This window comes from Bacteroides faecalis (assembly GCF_003865075.1).
GTDB classification, from domain to species: domain Bacteria; phylum Bacteroidota; class Bacteroidia; order Bacteroidales; family Bacteroidaceae; genus Bacteroides; species Bacteroides faecalis.
In genome coordinates this window covers 75532-92317 of sequence record NZ_BHWB01000008.1, presented here as the reverse complement: position 1 = coordinate 92317, position 16786 = coordinate 75532, and the positions used below count along the sequence as shown (strand labels likewise).

Here is a 16786-nt window from a genome sequence, read left to right as displayed (position 1 = left end):
GGCTGAAACGAGTAAGCGATAACTATTCTATTTCATTGATTCGTTCAATCTGCCTATTCAGAAAATAATCAGCATATAAATTGTAATCTTCTGTTTCATAAAAAGCAATCAATCCTTTTCTGTAATTCAGAATATCAGAATCTTTAGCAGAATATACGGGAATAATACCTGCGTTCATCAAGGCAATACTTTCTATCACTCTCGCAGTCCGTTTATTTCCGTCAATGAAAGGTTGTAAACGAGCAAGATTGCAATGCAAATATACCGCCTTCTCTAAAGGATTGACATATCCTTCTTGCTGAAAAAAAATCTCATTCAACTTACTTTCTATTTCTTGTCGATTCTTTGGTGGGATATATTCTGTGCCACTAATACGAACAGCACGTGCCCGCAATAAGCCCGATTCTTCATTAGACACTAATCCAGCAGAGATAGACTGATGTACTCTAAAAAGAGTACGTTCGTCTATCATTTCTTGATTCTTTTCTTTATGAATATATTCCAGCTCAGAGATAAAAGTATTGTAGAGGTTTTTAAGCATCTGGGCATCTTCGTATCTCTTTTCAGAAGTAATACCGTCTTTCAGTAATGCTTCGGTTTCAACGTAGGTATAAGTATTTCCTTCTATCTTGCCCGAATAGTAGCACCAAACTATTACTAAATCCTTTATTTCATTAGAATAAAGTTCGGATAGCTTAGATAGAGGATTCTCCAAAATAAAAGAAGCCTTCTTTTGTTGCTCTTCGTTGAATATCGGTTTCATATCTTGGCTTACTTAGGTGTTACTTATATATCAGTACAAAAGTAATTATAAAAATCATTTTTACTATGTACTTCTCGAAAACTCAATAAATCATTAGAGAATCATGGATTTTAATCTTAAAAGCAAAAAACCTTGCAACTACACACTGATAATCAGCTAGTTACAAGGTTTTTTAAGAGGTTCCTGGCGGATTCGAACCGCCGTACACGGTTTTGCAGACCGCTGACTAAGCCACTCATCCAAGGAACCATTTTTCCTGTTTGCGGTTGCAAAGGTAGTACAAATTTTGAAACTACCAACTATCCGCAACAATTTTTCTTTGTACTTTTTTTCTTATTCCCGCACTCCTTTTGCTTCTTCTCCATCATATCCTTTAATTCACAACCAGTTACACAAGTAGAACAAGGATTAGCTTTTTCTTTGGTCCGCCGAAAAAAAAGAAAAATTCCATATAACACGCGGATAATACAAAATATAATTAATACCCCGACTATCCATTCTTGCCAATTACTCATACCAACAATCCTCCAATCTGATATACAGCAAATGAAACAACCCAAGCCAATATGGTAGTGTAACCCGCAGCAAAGAATGCCCATTTCCAACTACCGGATTCCTGCTTAATAGCCGCAAAAGTCGCAATACAAGGGAAATAAATCAGAACAAACAGCATATAACAGTATGCAATCAACGGCGTTATCGGTATACGATCCGCCAGACTGACTGCATCCGCATCCGCATCATCAGCATACAAAACACCCAATGTACTTACAACCAATTCCTTGGCTCCCACACCTGATATCAATCCGATACCCAACTTCCAATCAAATCCCAAAGGCTTTATAATAGGTTCTACCGCCTGTCCAATCCGCCCGATATAAGAATTCTCCTGTTGTTCTGCCACAGTTTCATACCTATCGTGATTCGGATAATACCCAAGGAACCAGATTATGATAGAAGCAATCATAATAATACCTCCCATTTTTTTCAGATATTGTTCACCCTTTTCCCAAGTATGACGAATAATAGATTTCGCCGTCGGCATACGATAAGGAGGAAGTTCCATTACAAACGGAGTGTCATCTCCTTTCACCAGGAACTTACTGAATATTCGTGCCAATAAAACGGCCAATAAAATACCCGTCACATAAATACTCAGCAATACCAAACTAGCAGAATGAGGGAAAAATGCACCTACCAACAACAAATAGATAGGCAGTCTGGCACTACAAGACATCAAAGGATTAATCAGCATCGTGATAAGACGACTCTTTCGATTCTCAATGGTACGGGAAGCCATAATAGCGGGAACATTACAGCCAAATCCCATAATCAAAGGAATAAACGACTTTCCATGCAATCCCATCTTGTGCATAATCTTATCCATAATAAAAGCAGCACGAGCCATATAACCGGAATCTTCCATCAAAGATATACAGAAATAAAGAATCAGGATATTCGGCAGAAAGACAATTACTCCTCCTACTCCACCTACGATTCCATCAATCAGCATATCCTTCAAAGGACCTTCAGCCATATTGTTACGAATCAGATTTCCAAACTGCTCTACCAGCCATTCAATGCCCATCATCGGATATTCCCCCAACACAAACGTTCCTTCGAACATCAGATACATAAAGAGGAAAAAGATAGGGTACCCCCAGATACGGTGAGTAACAATCGAGTCCAGTACTTTAGTCGTCTGCTCCTGTTCCAAATGATTATCAGTAAAGGTTTCTTTCAACGCTCCACTGATAAAACCATATTTAGCATCCGTAATGGCCGATTCACAATCTTCATTCATAGTCTCCTGAATGCGTTTTGCCATTTTATCCCGGACGCGAATTATTTCTTCTCCATTAGGCAATGTATGAATAAACCGTTCGATATCCGGATCATTCTCCAATAATTTTATAGAAAGAAAACGAGTTGAATATTTGTGACGGATAAATTCATTTTCAGACACTTCCTCTTTGACAGCCTCAATCGCTTTCTCCAGATCGGGACCATGATTGATGTGAATATGCCGGAATACACGTCCGGAAGAAGGATGTTTATGAACATAATCCTCCATATGATCTTCTTCATGCTCCTTCCGGTCTTCCAAAGAATCATGCCACTCTGTGAGGTCCTTCAGCACTTCCGGATTCATCTTTCCACGCTTATCAAAGAAATCAATCCCTTCGTAAAGATTGATAACTACATGAAACAATGTTTCCACTCCCCTATTTCTCTTACAGACTGTAGGAACCATAGGCACTCCGAATAGTTTACTCAGCAGATGATAATCCAAATTATTTCCACTGGCTTCCAGTTCGTCATAGATATTGAGAGCCACTACCATACGAACATTCATATCAATGAGCTGCGTAGTAAGATAAAGATTCCGTTCCAGGTTAGAAGAATCGACCACATTGATGATCACATCCGGAGTTTCATCAATAATATGCCGGCGTACATAAATTTCTTCAGGAGTATATGCAGAAAGAGAATACGTTCCGGGGAGATCGACAATCCGGAAATGATAACCTTCAAAATCGAAATAACCTTCTTTGGCATCCACAGTCACACCGCTATAATTCCCCACATGCTCATGCGCGCCGGAAGCCAGGTTAAAAAGAGAAGTCTTGCCACAGTTCGGATTTCCCACTAATGCAACATTAATGGTACGGCGTTTTCCCAAAGCAGCCCGTTTCAGGTCTTCCTCTCTCACCGAAACATCTTCAGCCAATCCTTCATGATAAGCGGACTCGATAGCTGTTTTCTTAGTCTCCTCTTCGCTTACTACCTCTATCATCTCAGCCTCCTGCCGGCGAAGAGAAATCTCGTATCCCAGTATTTTATATTTAATAGGGTCCCTTAGTGGAGCATTCAGCAATACTTCAACGGTTTTACCTTTTATAAAACCCATTTCCACTATACGTTTACGGAAACCGCCGTGTCCTAACACCTTAACAATAACCCCCTTCTCACCTGTTTTTAACTCAGATAAACGCATAACTCTCTAAATTTTCGGCAAAGATAATTCATAACTTTCTTGCACGCAAATTATTTAGAATGTTTTTAAATAACGGCATTGATAACTTTCTTATTCATTCATTTTTTTAAATTTAATTCCTCCTTATGCAAACGTTCACACTTCTTTTTATACCGGATATAGCGTAATGTCCATTCACGTGTTTTTTCCATAAATTCTTCTTCAGTAAGCTGTTCGTAGTAATAATTCAGAATGCGTTCGTAAAAACTCAATTTTTTGTCATCCCTTTTTTTAATTGCTCGTAAGTTTCCTTGCTCATTTTTATTTCGTGACACATTTCTGTGATTTTCACGTGTTCAAACTTAAGTAATTCTTCAATAAAAAGCCCAAAGGCATAATGGTGAAATTCTTTTTTCATTTTTTCTTTTCATTTAATTATTAAAACAAAGTTATTATACACTAAATATTTTCACAATGGTTCATACATATCTGAACCGCACCTATTTTATTTATCATAATTTTGCAATGTGTTCTAAAAAACAAAACAATATTTAATTCAATCAACATAAAAAAAATATCATGAAAAATGTTTTAACAAGTGAATATAAGATGTCTTATTTCATGCCCCCTATTGCTCCCATAAAAAATGAACACGGACAGACTATCACACCTGCCACTCTCATCCCCTTTTGCGATGTTTCAGCAAACCAAATATACCAGATGATTACATGTAGCGAAAAACTCAAAATACTGACCGAGCAAGTACGTGGTGCGGCAGATATAAGGACAGCCAAAGCTTCACGACTACCCTATGTAACACCTTGCGGTATATTCACCCGTCGCAACAGCAAATGTTTTGTATTACCTTCCGGCTTAGCGATAGTAGATATAGATCACATGGATTCTTATCAGGAAGCAGTAGAATTGCGCTATGCATTGTTCAACGATCCGTTCCTCCGTCCGGTTCTCACATTTATCAGCCCCAGCGGTCGGGGTGTGAAAGCATTTGTACCCTACTGCGCGACAAGTCAGGATGACAAAGTGAAATGTGTTACAGAAAACATGATTTGGGCGATGCAATATGTCGAGCTAACCTACGGATCGAAAGCTGAGATTCTTGCCAACACACCCACTAAGGGGGTAGACATTTCAGGTAAAGACATAGTGAGAGCCTGTTTCCTTAGTCATGATCCGGAAGCGCTATTTCGAAAATTATAAGTTTTATCAATATGGAATTACAAATTTTGAATTATTATTTATCATCTGAAAAAATGAACAATATTGAATCTTTATGCCGCCTCACCGAGGTGGTAGAAACGGCGGGAACTGATATAGCTCCCACTTATGCCGAGTATGTACAATTGGCATTTGCCATCGCAACAGATTGTGGCGAAGCTGGACGTGAGTTTTTTCATCGCCTATGTAGATTGTCAGCCAAGTATCAACATGAACACGCCGAACGGATATTCTCCAACGCACTCATCAAGCAGCATGGAGACATCCACTTAGGCACAGTATTTCATCTGTCCGAAATGGCAGGAATAGAATTCCCCAAGGAAAAACAGATAAATAACCATATGGGTACAGTAGGTACAGTAAATTCAGCCCTTCCATCGCACACACACGCGCACACGTATCCTAATAAGGCGAATGAAGAGGAGACAGAGGATGCATGTGAACCGGAAGAACTTCTGAAGGGCAGTGAACCCCGCCAGCCATTACCTACATTTCCCATGGCAGACTGGCCACTACTTTTACAGCGTATCATGAGTTACGGAAGCACTGATGCACAATATGACGTCCTCCTACTCGGATCATTAACTGCCTTGGGAGCCAGCATGGAACGGTATGTACGATGTCCTTATGCCGGAAAATTCCAATCACCTTGTCTGCAAACCTTTATTATTGCTCCCCCAGCCTCAGGAAAGGGAATACTTTCACACATCCGTCTACTCATAGAACCTATCCATGACCAAATCCGCCAACAAACGGAGGAACAAATGAAAGCCTACCTAAGAGAAAAGGTAACCTACGAGATGATGGGAAAGGAGCGGGCCAAAGTAGATCCTCCTCAAAAGCCTCTAAACAAAATGTTTCTTATCTCAGGTAACAATACCGGTACAGGAATCCTACAGAACATCATGGATGCCGATGGAACAGGGTTTATCTGTGAGACTGAAGCAGATACCATTTCCACCGCCATAGGTTCAGATTATGGTAATTGGAGTCACACACTCCGCCAAGCATTCGACCATGACCGGTTAGCATACAACCGCCGTACCAACCAAGAATACCGGGAAGTAAAGAAAAGTTTCCTTTCCGTCTTGCTCTCCGGAACGCCTGCACAAGTAAAACCACTCATTCCTTCATCAGAAAACGGCCTTTTCTCACGCCAGCTATTCTACTACATGTATGGCATACGAACATGGATCAATCAATTTGACCAAGATGAAAGAGATCTGGAAGCCATTTTTACAGACATTGGTCTTGAATGGCAAAAGAATCTAGAGTTTCTAAAAGAACATGGCATTCATACACTTCGGCTCACCGATGAGCAGAAACAAGAATTCAATCAACATTTTTCTAACTTATTCAATCGTTCAGACATTGCCAACGGTAGTGAAATGAGTAGTTCCGTAGCACGACTGGCGGTCAATATATGCCGCATCATGGCAGAAGTAGCCACACTGCGTACCCTCGAATCTTCTCAACCCTATCAGTGGCAGAACGTCAATGAGCCATCTTTTACTCCGGACATAGAAATCCCTGACGACAATATCCAAGATAACATTATTCCTCGTTGGGATATTACGATCACTCCCGAAGATTTTAAAGCCGTAATGGGGCTTGTGACACCTCTTTACCGCCATGCCACGCATATATTATCCTTTCTGCCTTCCACGGAAGTCAGCCATCGAGCAAATGCCGACCGCGACGCCTTTTTCGAATCTCTGGGCAACGAATTTACCCGCGCACAGATATTGAAACAGGCTGAAGAAATGGAAATTAAACCTAATACTGCTCTCACCTGGCTAAAACGTTTGGTTAAGCGCAAGGCAATTACCAATGTGGACGGTAACGGAACTTACGCGCGCGTATGTGTGTGTGCGTGAGAATGGGCCGGTAAAAGTGTACCTACTGTACCCATTTACCCATAAAGTGACCCACTGCTTTGTAGGAGTTAAAGCATAGCTTTACGGCATCTATAGCTATGCTTTAGCCTACGCAAAGCAGTGGTTTTATGGTTCACCCAATGCATCTACAATTACCCTTACTTCCAATGGTGTATAAGATCGGCGTTGTGGCTGATAGCCCAAGTCATACAGCCGTTGTTGAAGCCCGGGACATCGGGTAATCCATTTATTCATTTTCCGGTAAGCGGCAATACTAGTCAGTTCGGGAGAATAGAGTTGAGCGAGTTCCATGCGGCCATAAGCACGTATTTTGAATTCTATCATGGCTTATAAATTTCTGATTTATAGTCACAAAAATAGCAAAATATATCCACATTTACAACATTATTCACCGGGAATAAGGGACAATAATCGACTATAAGTGACTCTAACTGCACACAACTGAGCATAACCGACATTCGCGAATTTCAGTGAGTTATCTTTGTATCGTCAAAAGGGAGAAATCTCCGCGACACGATGTTTAACCATTAAATTTTATTGTTTTATGATTCGTTACAAGATTTATCAAAACCAACAAAAGAAAGGAGTGAACGCAGGTAAGTGGTTCGCCCGTTCGGTTGCCGACGAAACGTTTGACTTAGCGAAGCTAGCCGAACACATGTCTAAACACAACACTCCGTATTCCGGTGGTGTTATCAAAGGGGTGCTCACAGATATGGTAGGCTGTATCAAGGAATTGTTGCTCGATGGTAAGAATGTGAAAATTGACGATCTGGCTATTTTCGGTGTAGGGATCCGCAGTAAAGCGGCCGAAACGCTGGATGATTTTTCACTGGAGAAAAACATTACGGGTATGCGACTCAAAGCCAGAGCTACCGGCAATCTATCAACTACCAATTTGAAACTTGACAGCCAGTTGAGACAGCAAGCTGAGTATCAGAAACCGACTACTGCCGGAGGAGAAGGCTCTGGTAATACTCCGAATCCTAAGCCGGATGAGGGTGAATCTCCTGATCCAACTCTCTAATTCTTCTAATCAAATTTTTATCAACTTAAAAATCAAAGTATATGAGTAGTTCATCGTCACCTCGCTCCAAATGGAGTTTTATTGTTAAAGTTATCATCACTATCGCCACCGCTATCGGGGGATTGATAGGCGTACAGAGTTGTATGTAGGTTTATGCGGACCATCACACTGTTTATCATTCATTGCAGTGCCACACCGGAGGGAAAATCCCTCCCGGTGGAGGCTTGCCGACAAGATCACATCCGTCATCGGGGCTTTCGTGACATCGGCTATCATTTTTACATCACACGCGATGGGGAGATCCACCGGGGACGTCCTTTGGAAAAAGTCGGAGCGCATTGTATGAATCACAACGCGCACTCTATCGGAATTTGCTATGAAGGGGGATTAGATATGAACGGAGTACCTAAAGATACACGCACGCTGGAGCAACGAGGTTCTTTACTGGCTTTACTACGGGAGTTACGGAGAAGATTTCCGAAGGCGTTGATAGTAGGACATCATGATCTGAATCCGATGAAGGAGTGTCCATGCTTTAATTGTGTAAAGGAATTTGAGGGGTTGTAAGATAGGATTGATAAAGGGATTTATAAGGTAGGGCCTTATAGGTCCCTTTCAATTTCATTAACCACCATCCATCGTACAAACACATTGATATTTCGTCTCAGTGAAAAAAAGTTCTTATTACTAATTACAAACTAAAATTGGATATGAAGTATTAACCGGCAAGAATTGCTTCTTTAATACACTCAACAATGTAACATACATCATCATCAGTAACGCATGGGCCACTAGGCAGACACATGCCAACTTTAAAGAGACTTTCTGAAACCCCGTTCACATAAGCATCAGCATCGGCATATACTGGTTGTTTATGCATAGGTTTCCAAAGAGGGCGACTCTCAATGCCTTTCGTATCAAGGAAAATACGCATAGCTTCAACATTAGCATTAGGTTCGCAATCGGTATGCAATTCTTTTGCCTCGTGAGTTACACCGGCAGCACCTCCCACTGCACCCTGAACAGCTGACTTATAAGCGTTCTCCTGTCCGTTCACCCTCAATGCAGGGTCAAGAGTTATGGTACAGAGCCAATAATTGCTATCATATTCTCCTGTGGAAGGCTGACTATGAATTGTCACACCTTTAATATCTGCAAGTAATTCCTCATACATCTTTTGAATGTGCTTATGGTGAGAAATATGATCGTTAACCACAGTCATCTGACCTCGACCGATACCAGCGCAGATATTTGACATACGATAGTTATAACCGATCTTCTCGTGTTGGTAATATGGATATGACTCGCGGGCCTGGGTAGCATAGAACATTATTTCTTTCTTATCTTCCGCAGAAGAAGTTATTAGAGCCCCACCACCTGAAGTGGTAATCATCTTATTGCCGTTAAAACTCAACACACCGTATTTCCCGAATGTACCACACATCTGCCCATTATACTTCGAGCCAAAACCTTCGGCAGCATCCTCGATCACAGGGATGTCATACTTCTCTGCAATTGCTATGATTTCATTGATCTTGGCAGGCATACCATACAGATACACTGGCACAATCGCTTTCGGTTTCTTTCCGGTTTTCTCAATACGGTCTTTGATAGCTACTTCTAATAGGTCAGGATCCATGTTCCAGGTATCCATTTCCGAATCCACGAACACAGGCTTAGCACCAAGATAAGTTATCGGGTGCGAGGAAGCACAAAAAGTAAACGACTGCACAATCACTTCATCTCCGGGATTCACACCGCAAGCTATCAAGGCCAAATGTACGGCAGCTGTACCTGCTGACAAAGCAACGATCTCCTTAGTTTCAAGTTCGTCAATACTCGCTGTCACAAACTCTTTCAGGTCCGCCTCAAATCCATTCACATTAGGTCCTAAGGGCACTACCCAATTGGTATCGAACGCCTCTTTAATGAAGCTTTGTTCGTTGCCCGACATGTGGGCAAGACATAAATAAATCCTGTTTGACATAAAACCACAATTTAGTTTACTAGAATTAGAAATTCACCTATACACTTTTAAGTATAGGCATAAAAAGAAACCGACCCGTATGAGTTACGAATCAGACATATAAAAAATGATACAATAATACTTTATTGAATATACTGTCTTTCAATCCAATTATTAGAGATATGCTTTACTCAATACCAATTTTGATTGACAAACACACACAATGTAGTACGTACAAACGATTTCCGTCTAAAGAAAGCATATTGAAGTCCTGTGCCATAAACTGAAAAATGATATGCAAATTGAGGTAATAATTAGCAGATTAAAAAAAGGATTTGCTTACTTTTACCTTACTTTAGCCCAATGTCCAGAGTATACTCTATAGCCATTCTGTTGACTCATTATTCTCAACTTTTCTTCATTTTTCAAAGCTTGATCTTTATTACTTCTTTTCCATTTAGTGAAGACCGGCAAATGAGGAATATAAGAATCGCCAGTAAATAAACATTTCTCAATCAAATAACAGATACAACTAGAATCATGTCCAGGTGTTGGTATACAATTTATTTCTATACCTGCAATTCTTTGCAAACAATTAGATGCAATTAGTATTGTTTGAACATCTTCATCTAACACGAATGGATCTTTATGATATTTTGAGAGATTAACTCGAATATCCTTTAGACCTATCATACAAATCTCTGTCACATAAACTTTACATTGAAAATTAATGCTACGTAAAAGATTATTTAATCCATAAACATGATCATAATGGCAATGGGTAATAAAGATTCCAACAAGTCTTAGACCTCTATTATTTAATTCATTCAAAATAGGTTGTACATCACCACAATCAATTAATATAGCGTCTTGTTCCTCTTCTTTATAAAAAAGAAAGGAACAAGACTGTAATACCGAATTTCTGATTGTTACAACTTTCATTTATCGCACCGTAAAGCCTCCATCTATTATAAGATTTTGGCCTGTTACCCAGCGTGAAGCATCACTTAACAGATAAATACAAGCATTGGAAATATCTGTCGTCTCGCCAAATCCTAATAAATGTTTGGCCTCAAACAGTGTTCGCAATTCAGGATCTTGCATATATGGTTGATTCATATTTATAGGTGTTTGCACAACCCCAGGTGAGACACAATTTACACGTATTTTCTTAGCCGCAAATTCGCACGCAAGAGAGCGTGAAGCAGCAATAAGAGCACCTTTAGTCATAGAATATAGGGATTTAGCACTTTCACCAACACACCCCATGACAGAAGAAAAGAAAACAATACTTCCACCTTCTTTAACAAAACGTTTTACCTTGCAACACTCTTTAGTCAGCATCATAGCTCCAATAACATTCGCTTTAAAAAAAGTATCCATAAGCTCGGCTGTAGCTATTTTAAGAGGCATTGTATTAGAGATTCCTGCACAGTGTAAAATACCTGACAACGGACCACATTCAGTTATCACGTTTTGAACTTTTTCAGGCAAAGTTTTAAAATCCGTCAAATCAACACAATAATACTTATGCCCGTCACCCTCACATAATGAAAGTGTTTGTTGCAAACGTTCTTTATTACGAGCAAGCAAAATTACTCTTGCTCCCATCTTACTGCAATCAATAGCACATTGTGCTCCAATTCCACTCGATGCTCCAGTAACGAGAATGGTCTTTCCTAATAATGAAAACGGATTCATTCTTCTCCTTATTTTATTGTTTTACCATCTTTCACTTCAACGATATCACTTATCTTGCAATCTACAAATGGAACTATTGCAGTTGCCCAAGTCATACCTACTCCAAAGGCACTAAGTAGTAAGGTGTTTTCTCCATTTAATTTATCTTTCAACTCACTTACAATTGTTAGTGGTACAGATACAGAAGATGTATTACCATATTTATGTATAGTAGCAGGAATTTTATCCGCATCTAACTTCATTTTCTTTGCAATGTAGGAATTAATGAAGTTATTTGCTTGATGGAATATTATATAATCCAACTGACTTGTTTCAATTTCTGCATATTTCAACGTATTCTTAACATCTCGAGGTATTTCACGAATGACAAAATTAAAAACATCACCACCATTCATATATCCTTGTTCGTCACTACGTATGTTGCCATATTCATCTACAACCTTTTCTGTTAAAGTTTCTACAGAACTTGGATTTCTATATCCTCCTCCTTTGATCATGATAAGGTCAAATCTTGAACCATCTGAATTTAGAGAAAAGGTACTTTTGCCAAACTTTTCATCGCGCTCTACTAAAGCAGCCACACCGCCATCACCAAAAATAAATGCGCTACGCCTATCTTTTGGAGAATAAACTTTTGAACGAGTTTCACCATCCAAAACCAACGCTTTACGAATACCTGAATTCTGGATCATACTATATGCTACAGATAAACCATAACAAAAGCCAGAACAGCCCAAAGTTATATCAAAAGCGATACATGAGTTTGATAATTTCAGTCTATCTTGCAATATAACAGAAGTTGCAGGCATCCTATAATCAGGAGTTTGAGATATAAATATCAGTAAATCTATCTCTTCACGATTAATATTATTGTCTTCTATCATTTTTTCAACAGCAGCATAGCATAAGTCAGAAGAACATGTGTTTTCGTCCGCAAAACGTCGTTCAAAAACCCCAACCTTATCAACTACTTCCTTGACCTGATCAGCAGGGAAATATTCAGTATATTCGTAATTGTTAATAACACATTGAGGAACAGCTGCCGCCATAGCTGTTACCCCAACGTGTTGGAAAGTTAAAAATGCCATATTTCTATGCAATTGCTAAATTATAAAGATCTTGAATTGTTATACACTCCTTAATAGCACTCGAAGATATTTCTTTTTCAAACTCTTCGTCGAAAAACGCAATAAGTAACATAACAGACAAAGAACTCCAATCGTCCAATTCACGAAATTCTGTCTCAGGCATCAAATTCTCAACACTCTCAATTTCAACGGCCTCTGCCAACCTCTCAATAAAATCTTTGAATTCCATAATTTTATTAATTTAATTATTTACATTAATACTTTACCATACTAGCAGGCACACCCACATATGTACATCCATCTTTGGGTTTTCTTAAAAGAACCGCACCGGCTCCCACTGTAACATTGTTACCCACAGTTTTCTGTTGAATAATTCCGCTGTTAAATCCCCAGAAGTTTTCATTCCCTATTTTCACTTCACCAGAAATTCTTACACCTGGCATAAATGCATTGAAATCACCTACAGTTGTATCATGACCAAAATTACCATCAGCATTCACCACATTAAATTTGCCCAACGACACATTTACACTTATACCAACCCCTCTACACAAGATATTTCCCTTGCCTATAACATTAGTTTTCCTATCAGCAAAGAAACAACTCGGGTCAATTATATTGGGAAAATCCACCTTTGGATTAATAATATTCTCGCTGATACGTCTCAACATTCTAGGATTTCCATTAGCAATACATACATCAATAGAAGTAGCCCATGCATTCAGTTCATTGATTCCTCCTAAGCACACGCCATATTGCATCTGTTTACCCTTTTCCACACCATCATCAAAGAATCCTATAAAATTCCATTCTGGATTATTTATTCGTCTCATGGTACAGTATACCTCTTTACCAAACCCACCAGCACAATATATAGCAATATCTTTCATCTTTATTTCTTTTAGTTTTTACCGTTAAAAGGAATCGTAGTCGCTTGCCCCTCCTTTGAGATATCTTCTCTAAACAAAACTTTCTTTATTGATAATAAAATAACCTTGATATCAGTCATTAGTGAACAGTGGTCTACATACCACACGTCCAACTCAAATTTCTTTGCCCACGATATATTATTGCGACCGTTCACCTGAGCCCAACCAGTTATACCTGGTCTTACTTCATGTCTGCGAGCCTGTTCTTTACTATAGAGAGGTAAATACTTCACTAACAACGGACGTGGTCCTATCAACGCCATGTCACCCTTTAGTACATTTATCAACTGTGGCAACTCATCAATTGATGTTGAGCGCACAAACTTACCTACTGGGGTCAGGCGGTCGGCATCGGGAAGAAGATTGCCCTCGGCATCACGCTCGTCAGTCATAGTCTTAAACTTTATTACCTTAAAAATCTTACCGTTTTTACCTGGACGCTCTTGCGTAAAGAAAGCACCTGCACCCTTGTTGGCAAAATGAAGCCAAATGGTGATAAACAATAAAATTGGCCAGATTATTGATAATGTAGTAAATACGATTATGAAATCAACAATTCTTTTAAAATAGTTTTTATACATTATTGTATTTATTTATAAAGTTGAAGAAGATTTTTCTAACCAACCTTTTCCTATCCGTATTCTATAAAAAGCCATAAGAAGAATAATGAGATATTGATATCGAACTAAAGATAGCAAATGAAAAATAGCCCACTTTCTGCTATCGTTCACTTCTACTTACATATTGCACTGTATCAATAGCGTCCAAATAGACCTTTATTACAATATTTCGATCAAATTCCTTCTCTACTTTTTTTCGAGAAGCAAGCCCCATATTTTTCTTATCTTCCCATGATAAGGATAGAAATTGCCGGACTTTCAACAATAAATCATCGGTATCTTTAATTTTTGCCAACAAGCCATTCACTCCATCGTCTACTGCATCCTTACAGCCATTTGCATACGTGGTAATAATAGGACGAGCAGATGCACAACTCTCTAAAATAACATTCGACATACCTTCATGATAAGAAGGATGAATTAAACAGTGGCTTTGTGCAATATAGGGACGGACATCCAATTGTTTTCCATGAAAAATCACTATATTTTGCGAAACCAGTTCATTGAGTTCTTCTTCAAAATTTTCTTCAAAAGCGCCTACGATATGAAACTCCACATCTTTTCTTTCTTGTCGAATGGTACGTGCTACATTAAAAAGTTCTTTGGTACCTTTGTCATTCATCAAACGTCCGATATAGAGGAACTTCACCACATCATCTTGTGGATAATCCATCGCTTGGAAACGGCTTAAATTGACTCCCGAACCTGGAATAACTTCAATACGATTGGACACCATTCCTTTTGCCAAACAAAAAGCTTTATTATCACTATTTTGGAAGAAAACTTTATGTGCTTTTTTTAATCCTAATTTATACAACAAGATAATTATCTTCTGCAAAAGTCCTTGATTTACTACAGCAGTACCAAGCCCCGTAATATTGGCTATTTGCGGAACACCACTTAGACGACAAGCCATACCTCCATAGACATTAGGTTTGATGGTGTAAGTCAGCACTACCTGTGGCTTAATAATTTTAATTAAAGTTCTATAGGTAAATAACAAACTTATGTCTTTAATTGGATTCGTACTTCTGCGATCGATTTCTGTTGCTATACAATCTGCCCCAAGTGACTTTAATTCGTCCATTCTTTGATCATACGGAACTGAAATAGTCACTTTATGGCCTGCCTTTATGATAGCTTCTACTACTTCTTTTCGAAACGAAAGGAGTCCTGAAACATTATTTGCTAACAGTAAAATCTGCATAATATATTTAAAATAGTATGAGACAGTTCCAAATCTATGCTATACATAGGTAGGAATTGTTTTTGATTTAATTACAATCTTCCGTTAGCTTCTGTATTAGGTAATACCCATTTCACGTCGTAAACGATTGACTTTTCTTTGCCGAATAATTTTACATCCATTCCTGTGAACTCATTGTGAGCAACACCCAGTACTACAGCATCAAATTTGTCAGCAGGCAGTTTATTTGTGATTTCAATACCATATTCATGCATTGCCACTGCAGGATTAGCCCATGGATCGTAAATAGTTAAATTCAAGTTATACTCCTTGAGTGATTTAACGATATCTACAATCTTCGTATTTCTACAATCTGGACAATTTTCTTTAAAAGTGAAACCAAGAATCAAGATACTTGAACCCAGTACTTGAATCCCCTTTTTCAGCATTAATTTAATCACTTGGTTAGCTACATACTCCCCCATACCGTCATTCATACGACGACCAGCTAGGATAATTTCAGGATTGTATCCATGACGCTGAGCACATTGAGCCAAATAGTAAGGGTCTACACCAATGCAGTGACCACCTACCAAACCGGGGCGGAATGGAAGGAAATTCCATTTTGTACCTGCTGCCTCCAAAACTGCCTGAGTATCGATACCCATCAAATTGAAAATCTTAGCCAACTCATTTACAAAAGCAATGTTAATATCACGCTGGGAGTTTTCAATTACTTTAGCAGCTTCCGCTACCTTAATCGTTGGTGCAAGATGAGTTCCTGCGGTGATTACCGATGCATAAACATCGTTTACAACCTTACCTATTTCAGGAGTAGAACCTGAAGTCACCTTCTTTATTTTCTCTACTGTGTGAAGTTTATCACCTGGGTTTATACGTTCTGGTGAATAGCCTGCAAAGAAATCCTCATTGAATTTCAGACCAGATACTTTTTCTACAACCGGAAGACACTCATCTTCTGTAACACCTGGATATACTGTTGATTCATAAACAACAATGTCGCCCTTGCTGATTACTTTACCAATTGTAGTACTTGCCCCGTAAAGCGGGGTTAAATCAGGATTGTTATTCTCGTCTACTGGAGTCGGTACGGCAACTACATAAAAATTACAATCTCTAATTTGCTCAATATCTGCCGTACACACAAATCCATGATTATTGATTGCATCTTGAAGAAGTTCATCACTGACCTCAAGAGTCGCATCGTGACCATCCATAAGGGCATCAACACGATGCTGATTCATATCAAAACCAATTGTTTTATACTTTGTAGAAAAAAGACGTGCAAGTGGCAACCCTACATAGCCAAGACCAATAACGGCTATTTTAATTTTCTTTTCCATAATATATTTATGAGATTAATTATACAAAAAG

Annotated in this window: 19 protein-coding genes and 1 tRNA gene; 5 read left to right on the top strand and 15 right to left on the bottom strand. The window is 38.9% G+C overall.

All coding sequences use genetic code 11. The features are described 5' to 3' along the window. Nucleotides 1–22: 22 nt before the first annotated feature. The 5 genes from EJF25_RS14280 to EJF25_RS25110 all read right to left on the bottom strand — a co-directional run bounded on the left by EJF25_RS14280 (nt 23) and on the right by EJF25_RS25110 (nt 4158). Complete coding sequence (locus tag EJF25_RS14280) at nt 23–763, bottom strand: Fic family protein (protein ID WP_125041730.1); 741 nt, start codon at nt 761–763, stop codon at nt 23–25. A 177-nt stretch (nt 764–940) separates the two neighbouring features. Next, nucleotides 941–1012 (bottom strand) — tRNA-Cys (locus EJF25_RS14275). A 50-nt stretch (nt 1013–1062) separates the two neighbouring features. After that, entirely contained in the window at nt 1063–1278 is a 216-nt protein-coding gene (locus EJF25_RS14270; protein WP_025075854.1) for a hypothetical protein, read from the bottom strand. Beyond that, a complete protein-coding gene (feoB, locus tag EJF25_RS14265) occupies nt 1275–3761 on the bottom strand; it encodes a ferrous iron transport protein B (RefSeq protein WP_125041729.1) in 2487 nt (828 codons plus the stop codon). The genes EJF25_RS14270 and feoB overlap by 4 nt, the downstream gene beginning before the upstream one ends. 247 nt (nt 3762–4008) lie before the next feature. After that, nucleotides 4009–4158 carry a hypothetical protein gene (locus tag EJF25_RS25110; protein ID WP_200832915.1) on the bottom strand — a complete coding sequence of 50 codons (150 nt, stop codon included), beginning with the start codon at nt 4156–4158 and terminating at the stop codon, nt 4009–4011. A gap of 161 nt (nt 4159–4319) precedes the next feature. Between EJF25_RS25110 and EJF25_RS14255 the strand changes: the two genes are divergently transcribed. Further along, nucleotides 4320–4958: a BT4734/BF3469 family protein gene (locus EJF25_RS14255; RefSeq protein ID WP_235016822.1), complete on the top strand. Its 639-nt coding sequence runs from the start codon at nt 4320–4322 to the stop codon at nt 4956–4958. A gap of 53 nt (nt 4959–5011) precedes the next feature. Continuing rightward, nucleotides 5012–6853, top strand: a complete 1842-nt coding sequence (locus EJF25_RS14250) for a DUF3987 domain-containing protein (protein WP_125041850.1) — start codon at nt 5012–5014, stop codon at nt 6851–6853. A gap of 126 nt (nt 6854–6979) precedes the next feature. On the opposite strand, the gene EJF25_RS14240 is transcribed toward EJF25_RS14250, so the two are convergent. Further along, nucleotides 6980–7198: a DUF4248 domain-containing protein gene (locus EJF25_RS14240; RefSeq protein WP_025075857.1), complete on the bottom strand. Its 219-nt coding sequence runs from the start codon at nt 7196–7198 to the stop codon at nt 6980–6982. 220 nt (nt 7199–7418) lie between these two features. Between EJF25_RS14240 and EJF25_RS14235 the strand changes: the two genes are divergently transcribed. The 3 genes from EJF25_RS14235 to EJF25_RS14230 are packed head-to-tail and all read left to right on the top strand — an operon-like array spanning nt 7419 to nt 8468. Beyond that, on the top strand, nt 7419–7901 hold the full coding sequence (locus EJF25_RS14235; RefSeq protein WP_125041727.1) for an HU family DNA-binding protein: 483 nt from the start codon (nt 7419–7421) through the stop codon (nt 7899–7901). A gap of 41 nt (nt 7902–7942) precedes the next feature. Further along, nucleotides 7943–8050, top strand: coding sequence for a smalltalk protein (locus tag EJF25_RS24920; RefSeq protein WP_159106344.1), 108 nt, complete (start codon nt 7943–7945; stop codon nt 8048–8050). A 4-nt stretch (nt 8051–8054) separates the two neighbouring features. Then, complete coding sequence (locus EJF25_RS14230; protein ID WP_125041726.1) at nt 8055–8468, top strand: N-acetylmuramoyl-L-alanine amidase; 414 nt, start codon at nt 8055–8057, stop codon at nt 8466–8468. Nucleotides 8469–8619: 151 nt separating this feature from the next. Here the strand turns inward: EJF25_RS14230 and EJF25_RS14225 are convergent, their stop codons facing one another. From EJF25_RS14225 to EJF25_RS14185, 9 genes are all read right to left on the bottom strand, one after another. Then, nucleotides 8620–9888 (bottom strand): DegT/DnrJ/EryC1/StrS family aminotransferase, encoded by a 1269-nt coding sequence (locus EJF25_RS14225; protein WP_125041725.1) that lies wholly within the window; start codon nt 9886–9888, stop codon nt 8620–8622. A gap of 324 nt (nt 9889–10212) precedes the next feature. Then, nucleotides 10213–10809 carry an MBL fold metallo-hydrolase gene (locus EJF25_RS14220; RefSeq protein ID WP_125041724.1) on the bottom strand — a complete coding sequence of 199 codons (597 nt, stop codon included), beginning with the start codon at nt 10807–10809 and terminating at the stop codon, nt 10213–10215. After that, nucleotides 10810–11568, bottom strand: coding sequence for an SDR family NAD(P)-dependent oxidoreductase (locus tag EJF25_RS14215; protein WP_125041723.1), 759 nt, complete (start codon nt 11566–11568; stop codon nt 10810–10812). It lies immediately after the preceding gene. 8 nt (nt 11569–11576) lie between these two features. After that, entirely contained in the window at nt 11577–12656 is a 1080-nt protein-coding gene (locus EJF25_RS14210; RefSeq protein WP_125041722.1) for a 3-oxoacyl-ACP synthase III family protein, read from the bottom strand. Between the two features lie 4 nt (nt 12657–12660). Next, the gene (locus tag EJF25_RS14205) at nt 12661–12885 is read right to left on the bottom strand and encodes a phosphopantetheine-binding protein (protein WP_025075863.1); all 225 of its coding nucleotides are present in this window, start codon (nt 12883–12885) and stop codon (nt 12661–12663) included. A gap of 25 nt (nt 12886–12910) precedes the next feature. Next, nucleotides 12911–13546, bottom strand: a complete 636-nt coding sequence (locus EJF25_RS14200; RefSeq protein WP_125041721.1) for an acetyltransferase — start codon at nt 13544–13546, stop codon at nt 12911–12913. Nucleotides 13547–13557: 11 nt separating this feature from the next. Beyond that, nucleotides 13558–14166: a sugar transferase gene (locus EJF25_RS14195; RefSeq protein ID WP_125041720.1), complete on the bottom strand. Its 609-nt coding sequence runs from the start codon at nt 14164–14166 to the stop codon at nt 13558–13560. A gap of 139 nt (nt 14167–14305) precedes the next feature. Next, nucleotides 14306–15412, bottom strand: coding sequence for a glycosyltransferase family 4 protein (locus tag EJF25_RS14190; protein ID WP_200832914.1), 1107 nt, complete (start codon nt 15410–15412; stop codon nt 14306–14308). A gap of 71 nt (nt 15413–15483) precedes the next feature. Then, nucleotides 15484–16755 (bottom strand): nucleotide sugar dehydrogenase, encoded by a 1272-nt coding sequence (locus EJF25_RS14185; protein WP_025075867.1) that lies wholly within the window; start codon nt 16753–16755, stop codon nt 15484–15486. Nucleotides 16756–16786: the final 31 nt, after the last annotated feature.

What these genes read in the sequence shown, in the direction of transcription:
- EJF25_RS14280 (WP_125041730.1), bottom strand. Translation starts at nt 763, where the DNA reads ATGAAACCGATATTCAACGAAGAGCAACAAAAGAAGGCTTCTTTTATT.
- EJF25_RS14270 (WP_025075854.1), bottom strand. Translation starts at nt 1,278, where the DNA reads ATGAGTAATTGGCAAGAATGGATAGTCGGGGTATTAATTATATTTTGT.
- feoB (WP_125041729.1), bottom strand. Translation starts at nt 3,761, where the DNA reads ATGCGTTTATCTGAGTTAAAAACAGGTGAGAAGGGGGTTATTGTTAAG.
- EJF25_RS25110 (WP_200832915.1), bottom strand. Translation starts at nt 4,158, where the DNA reads ATGAAAAAAGAATTTCACCATTATGCCTTTGGGCTTTTTATTGAAGAA.
- EJF25_RS14255 (WP_235016822.1), top strand. Translation starts at nt 4,320, where the DNA reads ATGAAAAATGTTTTAACAAGTGAATATAAGATGTCTTATTTCATGCCC.
- EJF25_RS14250 (WP_125041850.1), top strand. Translation starts at nt 5,012, where the DNA reads ATGAACAATATTGAATCTTTATGCCGCCTCACCGAGGTGGTAGAAACG.
- EJF25_RS14240 (WP_025075857.1), bottom strand. Translation starts at nt 7,198, where the DNA reads ATGATAGAATTCAAAATACGTGCTTATGGCCGCATGGAACTCGCTCAA.
- EJF25_RS14235 (WP_125041727.1), top strand. Translation starts at nt 7,419, where the DNA reads ATGATTCGTTACAAGATTTATCAAAACCAACAAAAGAAAGGAGTGAAC.
- EJF25_RS24920 (WP_159106344.1), top strand. Translation starts at nt 7,943, where the DNA reads ATGAGTAGTTCATCGTCACCTCGCTCCAAATGGAGTTTTATTGTTAAA.
- EJF25_RS14230 (WP_125041726.1), top strand. Translation starts at nt 8,055, where the DNA reads ATGCGGACCATCACACTGTTTATCATTCATTGCAGTGCCACACCGGAG.
- EJF25_RS14225 (WP_125041725.1), bottom strand. Translation starts at nt 9,888, where the DNA reads ATGTCAAACAGGATTTATTTATGTCTTGCCCACATGTCGGGCAACGAA.
- EJF25_RS14220 (WP_125041724.1), bottom strand. Translation starts at nt 10,809, where the DNA reads ATGAAAGTTGTAACAATCAGAAATTCGGTATTACAGTCTTGTTCCTTT.
- EJF25_RS14215 (WP_125041723.1), bottom strand. Translation starts at nt 11,568, where the DNA reads ATGAATCCGTTTTCATTATTAGGAAAGACCATTCTCGTTACTGGAGCA.
- EJF25_RS14210 (WP_125041722.1), bottom strand. Translation starts at nt 12,656, where the DNA reads ATGGCATTTTTAACTTTCCAACACGTTGGGGTAACAGCTATGGCGGCA.
- EJF25_RS14205 (WP_025075863.1), bottom strand. Translation starts at nt 12,885, where the DNA reads ATGGAATTCAAAGATTTTATTGAGAGGTTGGCAGAGGCCGTTGAAATT.
- EJF25_RS14200 (WP_125041721.1), bottom strand. Translation starts at nt 13,546, where the DNA reads ATGAAAGATATTGCTATATATTGTGCTGGTGGGTTTGGTAAAGAGGTA.
- EJF25_RS14195 (WP_125041720.1), bottom strand. Translation starts at nt 14,166, where the DNA reads ATGTATAAAAACTATTTTAAAAGAATTGTTGATTTCATAATCGTATTT.
- EJF25_RS14190 (WP_200832914.1), bottom strand. Translation starts at nt 15,412, where the DNA reads ATGCAGATTTTACTGTTAGCAAATAATGTTTCAGGACTCCTTTCGTTT.
- EJF25_RS14185 (WP_025075867.1), bottom strand. Translation starts at nt 16,755, where the DNA reads ATGGAAAAGAAAATTAAAATAGCCGTTATTGGTCTTGGCTATGTAGGG.